This is a genomic window from Moritella sp. 5 (assembly GCF_018219455.1).
GTDB lineage: Bacteria > Pseudomonadota > Gammaproteobacteria > Enterobacterales > Moritellaceae > Moritella.
Genome location: NZ_CP056122.1, coordinates 3,681,486 through 3,701,192, shown reverse-complemented (window position 1 = coordinate 3,701,192; position 19,707 = coordinate 3,681,486). Strand labels below are relative to the sequence as shown.

The window sequence follows — 19,707 nt, the reverse complement described above, 5'->3', positions numbered from 1 at the left end:
ATAAAAATGAAAACTAAATTGTGGCTTGGGTTTTATCTATTTATCATAGGTATTCTCGCAGTCGGTATTCATATTCAAATGACTAAAGCTGGGGTGATTTACCCTAAATGGGAGCCGCCTGAGTGGGTACCACTGGCGTTGTTTGTATTACAAAATATTGGAATACTATGGTTGAGCAAACGAGTTAAAGAGTGGAGAGTATCGCCAAGTTTTATCAAACAGTGGTCTGTGGTTTTTATTATGATGGCGGCTTTGCAGGAATTGTTTATACGTTTACCACTAACAGCTGGTTATACAGTTGATCAGCAATATCTGTTTTTATGGGTTTATAGCTATTTACCTGAATTGTTAATTACGTTAATGATTACTGGGGTTATTGTTGCTATTAGTCGAGGGTCAGCACTAAACGGTAAGGTGATTAGTATTTTGTTAGTTATTATTTTTAGTGTACTGGCTTTTTACTTTGCTCTGCCGGTATTCAAAGAAATAACTCAGCCGCTACTTCAATATTTAGCAGAACCAGACCCCGCTGGTGTTTTAGTATCGCCATATCCGTGGCAGGTAGAGGTGATTGCCTCCGTTACTTTTATTGAACCTGTGATGGCATCATTCTTTATTTGTTATTTGATTTATTTGAACCGTTATTTAGGACTCAGTAAATTGATTTTACAGACTATTATCGCGTTAATGGTATTAACGCAGAGTGGTGCAAAATTTGTATTTTATCTGTATTACTCAAGTATTGAGTCTTATATTGAGCGTATTTTGAGTATGGGTCAGTTTACCTTGGAATGGGTATTTATCGGTGTAGCTGTGAGCTCAGCTATTGTGTATTTGACACGTAAACAACGCTTTGCCACTGTTTAAATGGATGATTTGTGGGTGTAACAACCCACAAATTAAGTGTTCATTATAGCCTTATCCCTTCAATAAATTTAAAGCATAGGAATAATGGAGGCGAGTAACAATCCGGCCATGCTGTAGTTGAAGAGCTTTATTCTGTTTGGTGCTTGTAGGCTGGTTTGTAGCTTTTTCCCTGCCGCCGTCCACAGACTAACAGAAGGTAGATTAACAAAAGCAAATATCAAAGATACGATCAAAATATCTTGCTGTGCATTTGATGAGGCATAAACGGTTATTGCGGTTAGGGCCATTGTCCATGCTTTTGGATTGACCCATTGAAAGCTAGCTGCTGACATAAAACTCATGGGTCTATAGCTAGACACTTCGCTGGTCATGTTTTTACTCTTGGCAATTTTCACGGCTAAATACACAAGATAAATCATACTGACTATACGTAAACCTTGCTGGACCACTGGATAGGCTGTAAATAACCCCATTAGGCCAAAACCAACCAAAAAAACCATCAGGCTAAAGCCAAAAGTAATACCCAGCATATGAGGGATAGTACGCATAAAGCCAACGTTCGCGCCAGAGGTCATTAGCATAATGTTGTTTGGTCCTGGTGATACGGTTGAAACAAGTGCGAAAGTGATTAGTGGTATAAGTTGTTGATATTCCATATTTATCCATATTGTTGTTTCGATTTGTAGTTGTATTTTAAGTAAATACGGGGTAAATTTTGTGCCTATATTTGCTCTCATTAAAGAAAGTTCACAAGGAATGGTCGCTATGGATAGGTTTGACGAAAGAATATTGCGTGAGCTTAAATTGAACGGTAGATTGTCGAATGTCGAGCTTGCAGAAAGGATCGGATTATCGGCTTCTGCGACATTACGCCGTGTGCAAGAACTAGAACGCAGTGACGTTATTCAAGGCTATCGTGCCGTGCTAAATTCAAAAAGATTGGGTATTGGCTTTATCGCTTATGTCACTATTGGGTTGTCGAGCCACAGTCAAAAATCTCAACGCGGTTTTGAAGAGCAGATCATGGATGTGGAGCAGGTGACTGAGTGCCACAATGTTACTGGTGCCAATGAGTATTTACTGCGAGTCGAGACTGCTGATCTGACCGCTTACAAACGTTTTCATTCTGATGTACTAGGCGAGATCCCACAGGTAAATTCAATTACTACGCTGGTGGTGATGGAAACAGCGAAGGACGCACGGACGTAGTGCTTGGCTTTGACTGCCGAAAAATTGATACTGTCTATTGCTAAGGTATTAAGGCGTAAATGATAAACTTAGTTAAACTGCGTCTTTACTTTAAAGTTAAACAAAGTGTATTATAGCGCTGCTTTATTATATGTTTCGTACAATTATACATTTCAAATCCAGGGTACAGAGATGACGCCGCCATAACCTTCAGACTACCTCCTCTATGCAATTTGTATGACTTTTTCTGTCTAACATCAGGTTCTTGCACATCGTAAGATTAGTATAAATTGAACTTTATCAGCACGAGCTAGTATATCTATCGAAGATAATACTGCTAATCGTTGATGCTCTCTATTTTCCTGAAATACTTTAGGCTGAACAATCAGCTCTCGCGTCTGCGTGACAAATAGCATTATTTAAAGCAGGAGTCCTTCAATCATGGCACCATTGCCATCGTTATTTATCGTTTAAAAGTACACTACATTGAGTGTGGATACCTTCGTGGATTTTTTCTTCTTGGAGGTCATTGACTGTGCCTGAAATAGCATAATCCCACGATGTAATGGCTTACCTAAACGAAATATCCGTGCATCATCACGTGTTTTTACGTGCCTTGATCAGGATTATGTTAGGAATTTTAATGTCAGGTAATCACCACTACTATTCAGCACTCCGTTCCCAAGAAAATCGAGATTACAGTGTTAATAAAGCTAATTCTATTGCGCTTGTTGTCGAGGGGGGTGGTCAAAAAGGTATTTTTACTGCGGGGGTGCTAGATGCTTTTCTTAAAGAAAAATTTAATCCGTTTTCATTATTAATTGGTACCTCGGCAGGCGCATTAAATCTTGCCTCCTATATTTGTGGGCAATATCGGCACGCCTATCGTGTAATTACAGAAGCCACAATGCATAAAAGCTTCTTTAACATGCGTTCTTTTTTATTCGAGAGTAAAGGTATGGATCTTGATTGGTTGATTGAACAAACAAAAACAAAGATACCACTTGATTGGAATCGTGGTTATGAAAATATGACAAACCGTGTAGTGTTAGTGACGGCTACTCAAGCTGATAATAACCAAGTGGACTATTTTGATTTATTTGGGGCCGGTTGGGAGCTGGCATTAAAAGCGAGTTGTTCTATTCCGGGTATTTATAATACGCCAGCTACACTCGATAAATATCATTGGTTAGATGGTGGAGTGCAGGCGCCAATACCGTTAGAAGAGGTGTATCGGCAAGGCTATAAACACATTGTCGTGATTAGAACTGCACCGCCAGAGGTCAAATATGAACATAAACTTTTAGCTAAATTAACACCGTATATTAAAAATTTAAAAGCCAAAGAAATAATGAATAACTTAATCGATCATGAAGAATCGTATCTCAAAGCTCAGATTTTTTTAGAAAGTCCACCTGAAGATGTTTCTATATACGAATTGCATCCAACTCGGTTATTAAAATCAAAATTGATTGGTAGCAAAAAGACATCGCTTGATTATGATTATCAACAAGGGTTTAATTGTGGTCGACAATTTTTAGAATCTTATCAAGGGATTGATATGTATCGATGATGTGTCTAAATCCACGATTCCCTGACTAGGCTAAACATGCCAAAGCGTTATAATATACTGAAAAATAAGTGTTAATCTTGATGTTTGTGTCTTTTAGGCCTAAGTTTTCAACATTTCCTTGCAATCTTTTATTTTCCCCTAGTGTTGCATGTGAACATTTCTATAAAAAGAAGGATAGGCGTAAGACGGCAACACGCTTAGCGTTAAAATATACGTATACATCAAAATGCAATACATTCCAGCGATAACACCGTTAGTCAGGTATAACATTGATTGCCGGCTTTTTTGCCGTGTATCTTCAGAATCACTTCTATAGGCGAGTTTTAGCCTCGCCTTCCACCCGGTATTACGCCTATTCACAGCATGTAATTCATTATTTATCGTTTTTTATTAATGTTTTATGGGAAATGGTCGATACGCTACATTGTGTCATTGATGGATTATTCAGAATATTCTCATTGTTAGGAAGTAATAAATAGAGAATAAAGGACGTAACTAAGAATGTGAGGTTAATTTAAAGCATATTCTAAGTTTGTTAGACACTACTGCGGTTAATTTTATGGATGTAAATTATCTCAGCAGTTAATCTCTGACCTATCTAATTGTGGAATAAAAACAATGATAAAAAATTTAGGGTTTAAAAAACTCATCATATTGTCGGTAGTTATTTTACTGACCGCTATTTTACTTGTTTCGAATATAATTTCTTATAATATAATTAAATCTAAAACCATTGAAGATGTGAACCTGCTGTCGAGTTCAATCGTAAGCTACGAAGCTAAAAAAATTGAAGATTGGTTTACAACAAAAACGGATGCGCTTAATGCTATTTCCCAAAAATATAAGTCAAATAGCCTTGGTGATGATTACGTCACAATTGCGCGACTTATAAAAGAAACCAGTGGTTTTGCTAGCGTCTTTTTCTCATTTGACGACGGTGTCACGTATTCTACAGCTCAAAATTCAGACTGGGTTAATGGCGTTGCGATTATAGAACGTTACGATGCGCGTAAACGCCCTTGGTATACCAAAGGTAAGAACACAGCAACACTAGACGTGACGGATGTTTATAATGCTAGGAGTACTGGTCTTCCGGTTATTTCAGTCGTACGTAATATCGGTAATGGTGTGCTGTTAGGTAATATTGGTTTAGAAATTCTTGAAAAAACCGTTAAAAATGTTAATTACCCTGGCTCTGTGACTGCAATTATGGATAGCGATGGTAAGGCATTAGCATCCAATTCACTTACATTGAAAACGGGTGTTAATTTTTCTGATATCGGTATGGGTAATGTTAAAACCGGTATGCTAAGTGAGAGTGCGCACACGACCGCTTATACTTTAGGTGGTGTCGATAAGTTAGCTTTTACTCAAGAAATTACACTAACGAATGGTAAGCGATGGTATTTATTTATTGGTGTTGATAAGTCTGTCGCTTATGCTGAAGTTGATGAGGCGTTAGAAAGTGCGATTGTGGTTTCTGCTATCATGCTTGCTGTAGGCTTATTCTTGACTATTACGATACTGAACATTGTCTACCGTCCGATTATATCACTGAAAGAAGTGGTCATGGATTTATCTAAAGGTAATGGTGATCTAACACGTCGCTTACCAGTTGAAAGTAACGATGACTTAGGTGATATTTCGGCAGGTATTAATGCTTTCATTACGAACCTGCAAACCTTGATGTTAGAGATAGATAACTCGTCACAACATATTTCTGAAAGTGTGGGGAAACTAGAGCTGCAAACGAGGAGCAATAATCAAGTGCTGGATGCTCACTCAATTGAAACAGACCAAATTGCAGCAGCAGTAGAAGAAATGAGCGCAACAGCAAATGATGTCGCCAGTAATGCTGAGGAAGCGTCACAATTTACAGATGCAATGAATAATCAGGTAAGTGCGTCGAAAGTGACGGTTACATCGACCACATCAACCGTTTCTAAGCTGGTTGACAATGTAGAAAGTTCATCAAAAAGTATCCAAGACATTGAGAAAGATACGCAAGCTATCACTAAAGTACTTAATGTGATTGGTGAGATTGCTGAACAAACAAATTTACTTGCGCTTAACGCGGCAATTGAAGCTGCGCGAGCGGGTGAACAAGGTCGTGGCTTTGCTGTTGTTGCTGATGAAGTTCGTGCGCTAGCGGCGAGAACGCAAGTGAGTACGGCTGAAATCAAAGAGACGCTGGATGCATTAACTATGGGGTCAAGTTCAGCTATTTCTGCTATGGATATGACACAAATAACCTGCCAGCAGGCCGCTGAAAGTACGTATGCAGTAGCTGAAGATTTAGATAATATTGCTAGTTCTGTCACTCAGATAAATGATTTAAATACGCAAATTGCAACCGCGGCTGAGGAACAGAGCAGTGTTTCGAGTGAGGTGACTCGTAACATGACTGCGATCCGTGAAATGGCGCAAGAGCTAGCCATAAACGGTCAATCTACCGCTCAAGAATCGGTAAATGTTGCCGTTGCCAATGAGCAATTGAAATCAATTGTGGCTCAATTTAAACTGAAGTAATCTCGTTTAGTCTGATTTTTTTGAATAAAAAGCCATTAAGTATTAATGCTTAATGGCTTTTTATTAACTTAGGTTTTTTTAACCAATTAGTACTAGCGCTTACATATCCTTACACTAGTTTACTTACGCTTAAGAATAACCTTATGGTAGATTGTCGATATATAAATCTTGATCTAGATCAATAAATATTTTTATGGCTCGTAATCTAACGTGCCAGCAAACCATAATTATGAGGTTAATAATGTCGATTACTTTCCAAGGAACACCTGTTTCAGTATCTGGTACTTTCCCACAAGTTGGCCAAGTTGCACCAAGCTTCACACTTTGTGCTGCAGACCTGAGCGAGCTAAGCCTTGATAGCCTGAAAGGACAGCAAGTTGTGTTGAACATTTTCCCAAGTATCGATACGCCTGTATGTGCGACTAGTGTGCGTGCTTTTAACGAAAAAGCAGCGAGTATCGACAACGTAACTGTGCTTTGTATTTCAGCTGACTTACCGTTCGCAACAAGCCGTTTTTGTGGTGCAGAAGGTATTGAAGGTGTTAAAACTGCTTCTTTCTTCCGTTCACCAACGTTCACAGAAGACTATGGTGTTAACTTAAATGAAGGCGCACTTGCTGGTCTTGCAACACGTGCTGTTATCGTTTTAAACGAAGAAGGCAAAGTTGTTCACAGTGAATTAGTATCTGAAATTACAGATGAAGTAAACTACGATGCAGCGATTTCTGTTTTAGGATAATACGATGAAAAAAATAGCTATATTATTATCTGCTTTACTTTCAACTAGTGCGTTTGCACAATTTGAAACGACAAAAGAAAGTGCGAGTTTTGGTACAGGTCAAATCGTAACACTTGAGCAAAGCAACAAGTTTGACTTGACTGGTAATGCACTAAAAGTGGGTGACTTTATGCCATCTGTTGTACTTATGACGTCTGGCTTAAAGTCTTACGACACTAGTGCTGAAAGCAAAGAAATCAAAATATACAGTGTTTTGACATCTGTTGACACGCCAGTATGTGTGCAGCAAGCAGTTGACCTATCAAGCTATGTTAACTCAAATGATAATTTGAAAGGCATTGAATTCTACGCACTTAGCGCAGATACACCTTTTGCTCAACAACGCTTTATCAAGGACCATAATCTTGATGGTGTGACTTACTTATCAGATTCTTTAGATCATAAATTTGGTCTAAAAACGGGTTCATTGATCAAACAACTTGGTTTGTTAGCACGTAGTATTATCGTAACAGATAAGAACAATCAGATTATTTATCTTCAGCGCGTACCTGAGCTGACGACAATTCCTGATTTAGAAGCAGCAGTTAAGATTGCGCAAAGCCGTCTATAAAATAAACCCTGTTTTATGTGATAGCGAATTTAATTTAGCCTCCTCATTGGAGGCTTTTTTGTATCTAAGGTTCTTGTTATAAAACAAATGTATTTGGAACAAAAGGCCTAAATGCGGTTGGTACGGTAAACCGATTATCAACTTTTTATGCAACCCAAATAACCAACGACACTTCCCATGAGCTGTAATATGCTAAGTGGCATAATTGACCTAAGCTTAGGTGTTGAGTAAGCTGGAATCCTTGCTTGGTGGTGTTGGTAGGATTAATATAGGACGGTTAGCTGTTACTTAATTAACCGCGAACAGAGCAGACTACGTTTATAGACATAGTAAAAGACAGTATAGAAAGATTATAATTGCGTGGTTACAACGACCTGTATCATGACAGCGTTGTACATAATTAGGAAATAGACATGTTTTTGCTAAATAACATACATAATAAAAATTACAAAAAATGCTATCCAACAGAATCAGATGTCATATTTGATATCTCGGAAAAGCAATTAGGAAATGTTAAAAATGCTGCTTGGAAAGAGCTTCGAGAAGGCAGTATCGTTTGTGTAGTGACAAGCACAAAAAAGGTGAGCACTTTTTGTAAAGTGACTGCGATTAAGGGCCTTGGAGACAATGATCCGGATTGTGGCGAAACATTTCTTTTATTTGGTGTCGTAATCGCAAAACTTATGCCTGAAAGTAATATGGGCTTACTGCTTAGTAAATTCAGTGTGAAGCATCAATATCTTACCAATAGTAAATTTAGCATTGGATCTAATGTGGTAGAATTGGGCACAGTGTTAGATACCTTAGAAGTAAAAACCAGACGCGGCATTAAAAGCATTAGTGAGCTTAAAGCGAGCGCATAACAAACGTACTCGCCTTAAATATGAACCGTATTAGCTTAATTTAAAACGCGCAACCAACGCTGCGAGCGTCTCGTTTTCGCCGGTAAGACTCTGCACACTTATCTTTGTTTCTTGACCGTTTTGACTTAACACTTGCACCATCTCTTGGATGGTATGCATATTACGTGTGATTTCTTCAGTCACAGAGCTCTGCTCTTCAGATGCGGTTGCAATTTGCGTACTTAAATCATTAATTTCAACGATAGATCCTGTCATACTATCTAGGCTCTTTGTTACTAATGATGTGTTTTCAGCTACTTTCTGACAGCTCCCCGTTGTATTATTCATTGCGGTGACGGCAGAGCTGGCTCGAACAGTCAGGCTTTGCAGCATATCATTAATTTTAGCGGTACTATCTTGGGTTAAGGCTGCTAAAGAACGCACTTCATCTGCCACAACGGCAAAACCACGACCTTGTTCACCTGCTCTTGCGGCTTCAATTGCGGCATTCAATGCTAACAAATTCGTTTGATCAGCAATGCCCCCAATGACCTCTAATACCGTTGTAATATTCTTCGTACTTTCATTCATCGCGTGGATACTTTTTGCCGTATCATCCATTTCAGTTACTAAAGACATGACACTATTTGATGCCTCGATTACCGTCACTTTCGATGCTTTCGCGTCATCATTTGCGACTTGTGTACTGGTTGCTGTTTGGAGTGCATTTTGTGCGACAATGTCTGCGGTTGTGCTCATCTCGGTAATAGCCGTTACTGCTAATTCCGTTTCTGCACTGTGATTATCCAGCGCTTGTGTATTACGCTCAGACTGTGAATGAATATCATGAATACCACGTGTAATATTTTTTGAAGCGCCGGAAATATCTAACATCATCGATTGTAAGTAACCAATAAAGTTATTTACAGAATGGCTAATATCGGCGACCTCATCATTCCCCTTAATGACTAATCTCGAAGTCAAATCTGCTTCACCAGTCGATAAATTATCAATACTTAATTTCAGCACAAGTAATTCACGAATAATTCGGTTGATAATCCAAAGTGAAAGCACAATAGCAAGAATGAAAAGTACAGTCGCGAATTTAAAATTATTTATTATTTCAGTATCGAAAATATCAGCTGTCGCGGTAGTCAAGCTATCTTCAATGGTTAAGATTTCACTCTCATAAGTACCCGTACCTAATGACCATCCCCAATCAGGGAAGATGTTGCGTACATACAGGATCTTATTTTCTACTTTATTCGTTTTTTCATTTTTAAATGTCGCAGACATAAAAATATCAGACTTATTTTGAAGGCTGTTTGCTGCATTACGGGTAAAGTCCGCTGTCGTACCGATTAACTTCGCGTCTGGATGCATAAGAATTTTACCGTTTGCATCTTGAATCCAAAAGTAGCCATCTTTACCATACTGAGTAAGACTGACCGCATTCAACGCCATATCAATTTTGCTTTGTTTTAATCGGCTCGTATATTCACCTGTCGCAATCACAAGGTTCAGTGGCTCAAAATAGAAAGAGGCCGACATTTTTTCTTCAACTTTATCCGATGCAGGGTTTAGAAAATAATATTGGCTATAACCAATGGTTGATTTTTTAGCACTATTGATAATATCTCGAGCGTAGAAATTGCCTTTTTTATCTTGCGAATTATAACTCGACGTACCAATAATGCGATGGTTTGCACCATTTGCCATGTATTCAGATGAATCCGCATCATAAGCAAAAATGTAACGTCCACCATTCCAACGATAGTTATCTATAAAGGCATAGATATTTTCTTTTGCATCGTCGTCCGACGGTGCGTCAGCATACATATCTGCAATTGTTTTTTTGAATGTTAATATCTCAGTTCGGAGTTCTTGCCTAATATTATTGGCAGAAGATGATTCATATAAATTGACTAAAGAGAGGCTAAGGTTGTCGGTTTGGCCTTGTAAGTTATTCTTTATTAAGCTTTCGACTTTCGTACGAATGTTAACTTTCTCTGCCTCTAGTACTGTCTTTTCAGTCATGAAAATACTGGTAATAAAGAATCCATTAACAAGTAATAGCATTACGCAAATTGTCAGTGTTAATTTAATTTTAATTGTTATTTTCATTAGACTCAATTTCGGAAAAGCGTGATTTAATATAAATCACTGAGATCACAGGAAAATAACATATAAACTACATTTTTCAACATCTTTGTTTAACTTTAAAGGGGTAGGTTGTAACAGCATGACTCACTGGTTTTTTCATTGACAACAATTAAATAACTAAATTAACTATATATATCAACACTAAAGAAGATGTTAAGGTTTCAAATGAGCATCTAAAATACGTAATCCACCTCTATTAAATCGATATTTAATATTGTGCTGAATATTTGTTCATTTATATTTATATCTTATTTTTCATTGAGTTTGTCGCTATTGGTCGCGGGAAACTGATGGGTAGTCAGTTCAAACAGAAATACACCACCAGTGGTAGATTTACCAAAGATGGTGTGCTGATTTATCAGAATCGATTGTTATTGTTGTTGCGGTCTGTTAGTCAGTCGAAGGGTTTTACTTGGGTCCAGATAGACGCGAATAAATTGGTTCATGTCTGCAACCGAAATACTGTTAAATATCGCAGGTGCATTTTCTGTTGAGCCTAATGCATAGTTAAACAAATGGTCACGGTGTAACAGCCATTGTTTACTTGGTGATTCAGTGAGTGAATAAGCCAGATCTTGCGCTATTATTTTCTTGTTTTCGTCCAGTTGTGCTTGTGTGATGCCGTTCGTCAGTAAATCATCAATGATGTCATCAACAACCTGTTGAGTTGTTTCGATATCTTTAACTTTAGTTATTAACTCAATTATCACTTCGGTAAACGCAAGGCCTGCAGCTTGGTCGCGAACGCTGACCGAAGGAGAGTAAGTTAACGATAATTGCTCTCTGACGATCTTAGTCAGCGTTTGGCTAATCATAGCCTGCATTAATTCGGCCTGATAAACCGCTTTAATACTTTGGTTTGGAGTATTGGTGACAGTATAAAACAGTACTTGGCCATTATTTTGCGGGTTCGTTGTTTCATCCAGATCAATTGGCTTGGCGATTAACGATTGAGTAGGGTGGTCAAAGGTATTGTTTTTACCCTTGGGCAGCGTTGCAACGTATTGCAGTATAAGCGGTTTTAACTCCGCAGTGTTAAAGTCACCAACGATAGTTAGCTTATAGTCATTGGCGTTATTAAACAGTGTTTGATAAAGGCCTTCAATATCAGTTAGTTGTACTGCGGCTAATTCCTGCACCGAAATTTGTTCCTGCTGAGAATTATGAGGGAATAGAATTTCACCTGCTTTTATCCATGTTTCGGTTTCAGGTAACGCGAGGCTATTTTGTTGGTCTTCAATGGTGTTTTTCTTTTCTAGGGAAAATTGATGATCATTTACTGTCGCGCTAGTCATGCTGCTGTATAGCATTGAGAACAACAGCTCCAAGCTCTCAGGCTCATTAATCGAGTACATGTTGAAACCATGACTATTAGCATCAATAATTGGCATAATGTTGATACGTTCTTGATTAAATTTTTGCTGTATTGTTTGCGCTGATAGTCCTTCTAGACCGCTATTTAAATAACTATTAACCAACAGATAACTCGCAGCGCGCTGTTGCTTGGTAAATGCATTGATACCGCCGGGGGCTGTGAATTTAATATGTATTGAGTTTTTAATACTGTGATCTGGTTGTAAAACAACACTCACACCATTGCTTAATTGCCACTGGGTTAGCTGTTGTTCAGCATCAAAACGTTCACTGCTAATCTTACTTGCTCCAATACTATTTTTAACGATTGGTAAGGTTAACGTCTCAATGTTAATGACAATATTGTCAATCGGTTGATTTATGGTATTGGCAAACATTTTATCTACCGCTAACAAATCAGGCTTGTCTACTTGATAAGGCGTCGCGAAGGTCATCTTACGTGGGCTGTTAATAAGCTCATTGGCGAGCTGATTAAGCTCTTCAAGGCTTACAGTGCTCAGTAATAACTGATAAGCCTGCTGCTCAATATCCAGTGTGAATTCAATATTTCCGGTTGACCAAGCAGCCATAGTCCCTTCAGCTAATTGCATCGCGTCTTGATTGATATAGCTATTGTTGAGCTGGGCTTGATCTGATTCTATCTGCGCTAGTTGTAGGTCAAATTCAGCTTGGCTAAAACCGTATTGCTGGATGCGTGCTAGCTCTTGGGCAATAAATTTAACAGCCTGTTGGCTTTCATTTTTTTGATGATTCACTGCGATGTTCTTAACCGCTTTATCACCTAATAATGAGCTATGGAAAATGCCTACATAACTAAAGGGTTCTTCACGTTGGTCGTTGGCTGCATTCAAACGGTAATTGAATAGCATGCTTAACATATCGAGCTTGAATGCTTGACTGAGATCTAGGCTGTTGGTAATTTCCAGTTCAGGGACTTCGAAGAACAGGTCTGTTTGTGAAAAATCAATCACTTTACTGCTATAAGCCTGAGTCTTGGTGTTTAATGCCGGGGGGGGGAAGATTAGCTGTTTCTGGTTGTTTTCTGATTTATCTATTGTGGCAAACAATTCTGTGATTAATTGAATCGTACTCTTACTATCCACATTACCCGTTATTAGCAATCTTGCATTATTCGGGCGATACCAATCTTTGTAAAAAGCGTTAACAGAGGCTACAGTACTGTTTTTAATGCTATCAATGGTGCCTATTGGTAAGCGATTTTCGTATTCACTGTCTTTGATATAGTCACTAAACAATGCATAACTATAAGATTGTTCTTGTTGTGTGCTTAGGTGATATTCGTTTTCTACGACGCCTTTTTCTTTGTCTAATTCGCTCTGTTCCAATTCTATATCGATTAAAATGTCTCGGAGATACAACAGGGTATCGGCGAGTAATTGAGGGTTAGATTTAGGGATAGACAGTGTGTAAACTGTTTCATTAAAAGAGGTATAGGCATTAATATCATGACCGAATGTTAATCCTGACTTTTCGAATAGCTCAATAATTTTCAGCTTTGGAAAGTTTTTGGTACCGTTAAAGGCCATGTGCTCAAGTAGATGCGCATAGCCTGATTGTGCATCTGTTTCACTTAACGACCCTGACTTTATCATTAAGCGTAACTCAATTTTATCTGAGCTTTCTTGCTTAGCATGAATGGCATAAAAGAAACCATTATCAAACGTATTACTGCTCACTGTCACAATGGCGTCAGTTTGGTGGGGGTTACTGGCACAGCTAGACAGTGCGAATATGGCAAAAGAAATCAGTAATAATTTTCTAAAAGACATCATGGTCAAAATAACTCGTCAATAATTTAGGGTTGCAGAGGTACACACAGCCTTGGGCTTGTTATGGACTTGGATCGTTGCCACTGTAAACTGCTAGATGAAAACCGTAGATGATAGAGTAGCTATGATATACAGTTGAATTATATTTATAGTCGCGAAGTTACTCTATAAGAACAGATAGTGAAGTAATATAAAATAGTGTATCTGCCTCCCAATAGCGTGATTTACATTTAATAATTACAATTGGTTACAAATAAATCTAACTTAAGAAGTATGTCTAATATTAAACGTCTTCTTAAGACCAAACATCCTGTATCTCAGGCCAACCCCAGACATTTATCGACATGTCTTTTCGTTCACCTTGAAAATACAGCGTCTGGCTGTGGTGAAGTATAGGTGTCTCCAGTGCTAATAATTACAAATCGGTAAGATAATTGGTTAATGGCTACTGTTGATTAATTAATAGTAGGCGGCGTGTTTAGTATGTACAATGCAGGCACTTTTTTACCCTACTAAAAGCCGCCATCTTCACTAGCACAGTGTTTTAGGTATTAGCTTTTAAAGGATGTTAATGCACAAATTTATAGTAATACTCATGTTGGCCTTGTCAGGTTGTGTTATGTCATCGGCGCCTGAAAATAATGTAGGTTTTTCTGATAAAACGAAAGTTGAAGGTTTTGTTGGTTGTTATGCTAACATCGGCGAAAGTGGCCCTGAAGAGCCTCAAAAATTACTTTCAAAGGCTATTTGGCCTAAAGCGATAATTGAACATAAGAAAATTAAATTTATTGATGTCAAACTTGCTTCTAAAGGAAGGGTTTTGGTTACAGCTAAATCAAAAGAAAATGAAGCTATTTTTGATTCTACATTTACTGAAGGCCAGGATTTTGAAATGAAAAATGGGCAGATAACTCTAAGTAGTGAGCTTACAGGCTCTTTCGCTGGTGAATCTGGTAATCCATTTATTGGCGTTGCTGGTGGTTCTGTTACGATTGGTCTCGATGAAAATGGTCATGGAAAAATGTCTGAATCTGCTACTTTTTTAGGAACAGCCTTTATTTTTATTCCATTGGCTGGTCATATCTCTTCGTCAATTCGTTTTAAGAAATTATCAAACAGGTGTGATTAAAGCTAACAAACCGTTACTAAATAAATTCAGTAACTACAATGTAGCATTCACTTTATAATTTCATTTCGGGTAGTAAAGGGATGTGTGTAAGCGTGTAGGATTTATTGTTGCTCAATCACCTGTAGGCTGTCTCAACACAATAATACCTTGATATTATTGTGTTGTTCCTAGGGCTAAACATGACTTATTCTGAAAGAATTGGTTAATGCAAATAGCTTAAACTGAATTGAGGTTAGTGATCTGACAACAGGTCAGGGTTATTCACTAGGTTTCTCACTCCATGTGCATAATGTTCGTCAAAAACATTGTTTTTTAGCCACGTACCTACGCTATTTATACTCACCTTCATTATTTGTGGACGAACGCTCCAGCTAACCTGAAAAGGAGAGCCTATTTCGTTATAACTCGGTCCAGTTGTTGAACCTGCATACTGTACTGGAGTACCTGTATTATTTGGAATATTGACTGCTTGATTAACACCATTGGTCATACCTAACTTAGTTAACTCAATAAAGTTGTTCGCTTCTGGATCGTTAACAAGTACGTAAACTTGAGTCTCAACTCTAAGTTGTGGGTTTTTATTTGTATCACTGAAACATGAGCCTAAAGTTGGACCAGGGCTCACTTGAGCAGTTGAATAGACATAGTGAGCTTCAATAGTATCGCCAGGGTATAAACTACCGTGCTTACTTGCACCGACTTCATATTTAAGTGGAGATAATTCTTGTTGGGTTAATATACCAGAGTATTTATAACCGCTGTGATAGCCTTGACCGTCTCCGTTACCTGCATACTGGGTAAACTCACCGCCTTTATGCTCTGCATTTTTATGAAAATGGATATTACAGAGGTTCATTTTTGTGTATTCAGGCGCTTGTGAAAATACTTGTTTGTTTCGGCCTTGTATTAGGTCAATATCACGTGGTGACTGAGGACCGAAGCCTTTACTCTGAGTATTGGTTGCTAAAGCTGATCTTTGTTCTTTTATTTGTTTATCTGAAACATGAGAAGTAACCTCTTGCTCAGAAGCTGCACTTGCAAAAAGTGGGGAAAATGCAGCTATGGTACATAATACTAATGTCTTGTTATCCATGTTTATCCTTTTACTAATCAAAAGTTAAAATATACAAAAATAGTTTTCTGTGTAACGAAGAGTATTAATATATCAAAGAGGTTTCAAGATATCGGACAAGCTTGAATACTCAGTTCTAAAACTATGTGTCAGCCCATTTACCTACCAACACACATAATGCATCAATTCTATCTCTATCTGCTCCCCACTTCTTGCATGTCAGTATTTTTTACACCTAATAAACCGATAACGATATACCGTTCTTTAAATTCACTAAAATAACATAAAAAACATCAGGTTGCTTGCATTGGAATGATACGTGCTTAAAGGTAGTTTAGTACTGATTTATATTTCACATAATTCTCAAGCAATATTTTAGGAGATCTGAATATGAAAATTAAAAAGATCGCGAGTTTCTTACGAAATTCTATTGTTGTAGTCAGTTTTTGCGGCATGGCAGCCACTGCTATGGCAACTATCATTGATTTCGAAGATGTTGCTGTTACTCATAATACACACTTAATTGTTAACAGTTTTGTAGCCAATGATTTCGTGCTTTCCAGAGATGGGAACGGCCATATTGATCTTGGGAATGATGAGGTGTTGTATACAAACAACGGCACACAGGTTGCTTTTGTGCATAATGGGTCTTTTACCATCAATGTGGATTCTATTTCCGGCGACACGTTTGAGATTTCCCAGTTTGACGGTGCGGAGTTTTGGAGAGACGGACAGGCAAATGCAAGCGCAATAACACTCGATGGTATTACTGACCTAGGGATTAATGTCTCAGAAAATTTTGTGTTGGACGGTATTTTTGATGGCCGTAACGGCGTTGATGACTTTGAACTATTTACAGTCTCTAATGCCTTTCAAAATTTAGTTCATGCTGAATTTTCTGGCGGTGGAGCAGCCTTCTCTATTGATAACATCATAGGTTATACCGCAAACGAAGTTCCTGAGCCATCTATCTTGTTTCTTTTAGGTATTGGCATCGTATTTTTTGCTGCAGGGCGTAGAAAAATACGCATAACGGATTAACTGATTTTTATGCATTTATTTCAGTGTCAGCGTAACGTGAACATCGACCTTCTTCATTAATGGCTCTTATTAACATATGGTATTTGCATATTTATAAGTTCATCACGGTTTACCAAAACAGCCTTTTTTTCCTTTGCTATAAATTAAAATAATAATAGAATCAGTTATATATTTTTCATTGTTAATTATTAACCGGACTTGAAAATAAATAACAGGAACGCACATTATCTTAGTGTCGATTTTAATATCCGATTGATGTGGGAATCGAGATGACCTGCTATACAAATGTTATATTCTAAAAGGGCTGTTCATGATAAACCTATTTAAAGTTACCTTGATCACAAATTTATTGGCTGCTTTAGCTGTATTCGTTCTCTTTAGGTATGTCGATGCTTTTGCTTCAACAAGTCTTATAGATTACCTGCATTTTTAGGTTCTATCTTGTTGCTGTTACCTTAGCGATATAACGATATTATTTAAAGTATTTATCACAATCATCTTGAGCTGGATCTTTTCGTCCACGGTAAGAATCAAGAACAGATCGTTCATGGTTAGAATCAAGAGCAGAAAATATGGAATTATTTCTGTTCTCAGATTCACACCAATATTTAGCATATTCATCAGGTTTCGATGGATCGTATTCATGGTAGGCGCATGATGCTAGCAAAGTCGTTAATAGAGATATAACTAGAAATTTTAGTATACTGCCCATTAAAGTCCAACCTAAATTAATTCATTGTGTTGCATCTAAGTTACAGTGGTGTTGCTGTTTGTAAAGAGTGCGTGTGTAAGTGTGTGTAAGATTTGTTGTTCAATCATTCATAAAACTGTCCTGACAGCTGGTCACGATTATTCACTAAGTTTCTCACTCCATGTGCATAGTGTTCGTCAAAACATTGTTTTCTGTGTGATGAGTAGTATTTATATATATCAAAGAGATTTCAAGATATATAACAAGCTTAACTAAGGTTTTGTGAGGTGTTGGTTGATGTTATTTTCAATTATCTCAATATCGTACAGTTGTTAAATGATAGTTTGTGATCCTTGTTGCACCATTATGATTTTTAATAGATTTTTAATAAATTTTAAGGGTGCTCTTGTGGTATTTGTTTTAATGTCTTTTTACAATGTATTTTTACTTAGTTAATTAGTCGTAGGCCTATCATATGAAAAAAATATCACTTCTTGCTACCACAGTATTATTAACAGCATGTGGAGGTGGAGATTCAGCTGACCCAACTCCAGCCCCTGCTCCAACTCCAACTCTAATAAGTGCGGTTACATATGATTTCAATAAACCGTTTAATACTGTATTCCCTACTGAGTTTAAAATAGCTAAGGATGCTGGTTATGACTACTTCATACAGCTTCCACTTACTAGCAACAAGAGTAAAGCTATAACTATCTTGGCAACAAATGAAAGTGATGAAGATCTTCGTTATGCTATAGGTATTCTTATTTCTTTCTTGACAGAAACTGGAGAGAATACTGAATTGACAAAGCAGGCTGTAGCAGAATCAATAGCTGATAGAGGCGCTGCTCTAAATCTTGCTGCAACGGAAGGAAAAGTAGGGGATTTAACTCAGAAAATTATTGATGAGTTAAAAGCAACTGGCGATCATAGACTATCGGGTATTGATGAAGATTCTTACATACCAATACTTGTAGGAAACTCGGATTTGTTACAAAAGTATGATTGGATTGTACGAGCCCAATCTCTTGGCTACGACGAAACTATTTATCCAGGTGAAGCCCCATTTTTTACTGGATATGGAAAAGGTCAGGTTAGAGATGCGTCAGTAGAAGAAATCCTACATTTTGTTCAAGCCCACGGCATTTCGCCTCTAACTTCTAATGGTAATTATGGTGGATTACAAAAACGCATAATTGATCATGCTTTGTCTATTTATAAGGATTGGAAATTTAATCCAATAACAGGGCTATATATTTATGATGATAAGGATGCTTCGAACGATTATATAAATAAAAGCTCCATTTGGAGTCCTGAGGGGAATGGAGCAACTAATGATCAAAAGCGTAAGGCTCAGTGGGATGATGACTGGGGTGGGGATGATATACCTAAAAATATACCTAGTGAGCATGTTATGGGGCAAACCTTTTCTCATGAATATTTTGCTGCTGTTGCAGATGCTTACTATGGTATGTATGAAGGCTTTAGAGATGAGTATGAAGGGATGGATAATTACCGATATATTACTCGTGAAACATTACCTTCAGATGCGAATGGTTTCGTTTTTGCAAATGAATTTTTGCCCAAGTTCCATGAATTTACAGTGCGTTTAGACAGTGTTGGCATTAATAAAAACCTCAGTACAAATGAGTTTAAACTTGTTCGTTCTGATGATGCGAATGAAAAGTACACATTTAAATCACAATATTTTAAGAATGTTAAAATCGTAGGCAATGAAGCATTGAATATTTTAGGTAATGCGCAAGACAATCAAATCGAAGGTAACAGTGCCGATAATGTAATCGACGGTGGTCAGGGTAATGATACGTATAAGGTTTCAGGGGTGTCAGGGAGTTACACGACCAATACATCAAGTTCTGGCCATACGACCATTTCAGGAAGTGATATTGGTAGTGATAAATTAATTAATATTGAAAATATTCTTTTTAGCGATAAAAATATAAAGATATAAAGATATAAAGATATAAGTTTAATATCAAGTAGTTCATCAATAATAGGTCTTGTGATTGGCCTATTGTTGGGACTGTGTATGATTCTAGTATTAATGTATTCTCCAGAGCAAGTATCGTGTACCTCAT

The 19,707-nt window shown here is 37.6% G+C and carries 14 protein-coding genes; 10 read left to right on the top strand and 4 right to left on the bottom strand.

The genetic code is table 11. The features are described 5' to 3' along the window. Positions 1-6: 6 nt before the first annotated feature. Entirely contained in the window at positions 7-867 is an 861-nt protein-coding gene (locus HWV01_RS16460) for a hypothetical protein (protein WP_211672574.1), read from the top strand. A gap of 68 nt (positions 868-935) precedes the next feature. Here HWV01_RS16460 and HWV01_RS16455 read toward each other — a convergent pair whose 3' ends face one another. Then, the gene (locus tag HWV01_RS16455) at positions 936-1,523 is read right to left on the bottom strand and encodes a LysE family translocator (protein ID WP_211672573.1); all 588 of its coding nucleotides are present in this window, start codon (positions 1,521-1,523) and stop codon (positions 936-938) included. A 109-nt stretch (positions 1,524-1,632) separates the two neighbouring features. Between HWV01_RS16455 and HWV01_RS16450 the strand changes: the two genes are divergently transcribed. The 6 genes from HWV01_RS16450 (at position 1,633) to HWV01_RS16425 (ending at position 8,369) form a co-directional block, all read left to right on the top strand. After that, positions 1,633-2,076: an Lrp/AsnC family transcriptional regulator gene (locus HWV01_RS16450; protein WP_211672572.1), complete on the top strand. Its 444-nt coding sequence runs from the start codon at positions 1,633-1,635 to the stop codon at positions 2,074-2,076. A gap of 622 nt (positions 2,077-2,698) precedes the next feature. Beyond that, positions 2,699-3,628 (top strand): patatin family protein, encoded by a 930-nt coding sequence (locus HWV01_RS16445; protein ID WP_211672571.1) that lies wholly within the window; start codon positions 2,699-2,701, stop codon positions 3,626-3,628. Positions 3,629-4,246: 618 nt separating this feature from the next. Next, positions 4,247-6,157, top strand: coding sequence for a methyl-accepting chemotaxis protein (locus HWV01_RS16440; protein ID WP_211672570.1), 1,911 nt, complete (start codon positions 4,247-4,249; stop codon positions 6,155-6,157). 238 nt (positions 6,158-6,395) lie between these two features. Beyond that, positions 6,396-6,896: a thiol peroxidase gene (tpx, locus tag HWV01_RS16435; RefSeq protein WP_249185555.1), complete on the top strand. Its 501-nt coding sequence runs from the start codon at positions 6,396-6,398 to the stop codon at positions 6,894-6,896. A gap of 4 nt (positions 6,897-6,900) precedes the next feature. Next, positions 6,901-7,506 (top strand): peroxiredoxin, encoded by a 606-nt coding sequence (locus HWV01_RS16430; protein ID WP_211672568.1) that lies wholly within the window; start codon positions 6,901-6,903, stop codon positions 7,504-7,506. A 413-nt stretch (positions 7,507-7,919) separates the two neighbouring features. Continuing rightward, entirely contained in the window at positions 7,920-8,369 is a 450-nt protein-coding gene (locus HWV01_RS16425) for a hypothetical protein (RefSeq protein ID WP_211672567.1), read from the top strand. A gap of 30 nt (positions 8,370-8,399) precedes the next feature. Here HWV01_RS16425 and HWV01_RS16420 read toward each other — a convergent pair whose 3' ends face one another. Then, entirely contained in the window at positions 8,400-10,472 is a 2,073-nt protein-coding gene (locus HWV01_RS16420) for a methyl-accepting chemotaxis protein (protein WP_211672566.1), read from the bottom strand. Between the two features lie 410 nt (positions 10,473-10,882). Continuing rightward, entirely contained in the window at positions 10,883-13,678 is a 2,796-nt protein-coding gene (locus HWV01_RS16415) for a pitrilysin family protein (RefSeq protein WP_211672565.1), read from the bottom strand. Positions 13,679-14,246: 568 nt separating this feature from the next. Between HWV01_RS16415 and HWV01_RS16410 the strand changes: the two genes are divergently transcribed. Further along, on the top strand, positions 14,247-14,804 hold the full coding sequence (locus tag HWV01_RS16410; RefSeq protein WP_211672564.1) for a hypothetical protein: 558 nt from the start codon (positions 14,247-14,249) through the stop codon (positions 14,802-14,804). Positions 14,805-15,036: 232 nt separating this feature from the next. Here HWV01_RS16410 and HWV01_RS16405 read toward each other — a convergent pair whose 3' ends face one another. Continuing rightward, positions 15,037-15,897 carry a delta-class carbonic anhydrase gene (locus HWV01_RS16405; protein WP_211672563.1) on the bottom strand — a complete coding sequence of 287 codons (861 nt, stop codon included), beginning with the start codon at positions 15,895-15,897 and terminating at the stop codon, positions 15,037-15,039. 369 nt (positions 15,898-16,266) lie between these two features. On the opposite strand from HWV01_RS16405, the gene HWV01_RS16400 reads away from it, so the two are divergent. Continuing rightward, positions 16,267-16,917, top strand: a complete 651-nt coding sequence (locus HWV01_RS16400; protein WP_211672562.1) for a PEP-CTERM sorting domain-containing protein — start codon at positions 16,267-16,269, stop codon at positions 16,915-16,917. Between the two features lie 1,166 nt (positions 16,918-18,083). Then, entirely contained in the window at positions 18,084-19,580 is a 1,497-nt protein-coding gene (locus HWV01_RS16395) for a hypothetical protein (protein WP_211672561.1), read from the top strand. The last annotated feature ends 127 nt before the right edge of the window (positions 19,581-19,707 follow it).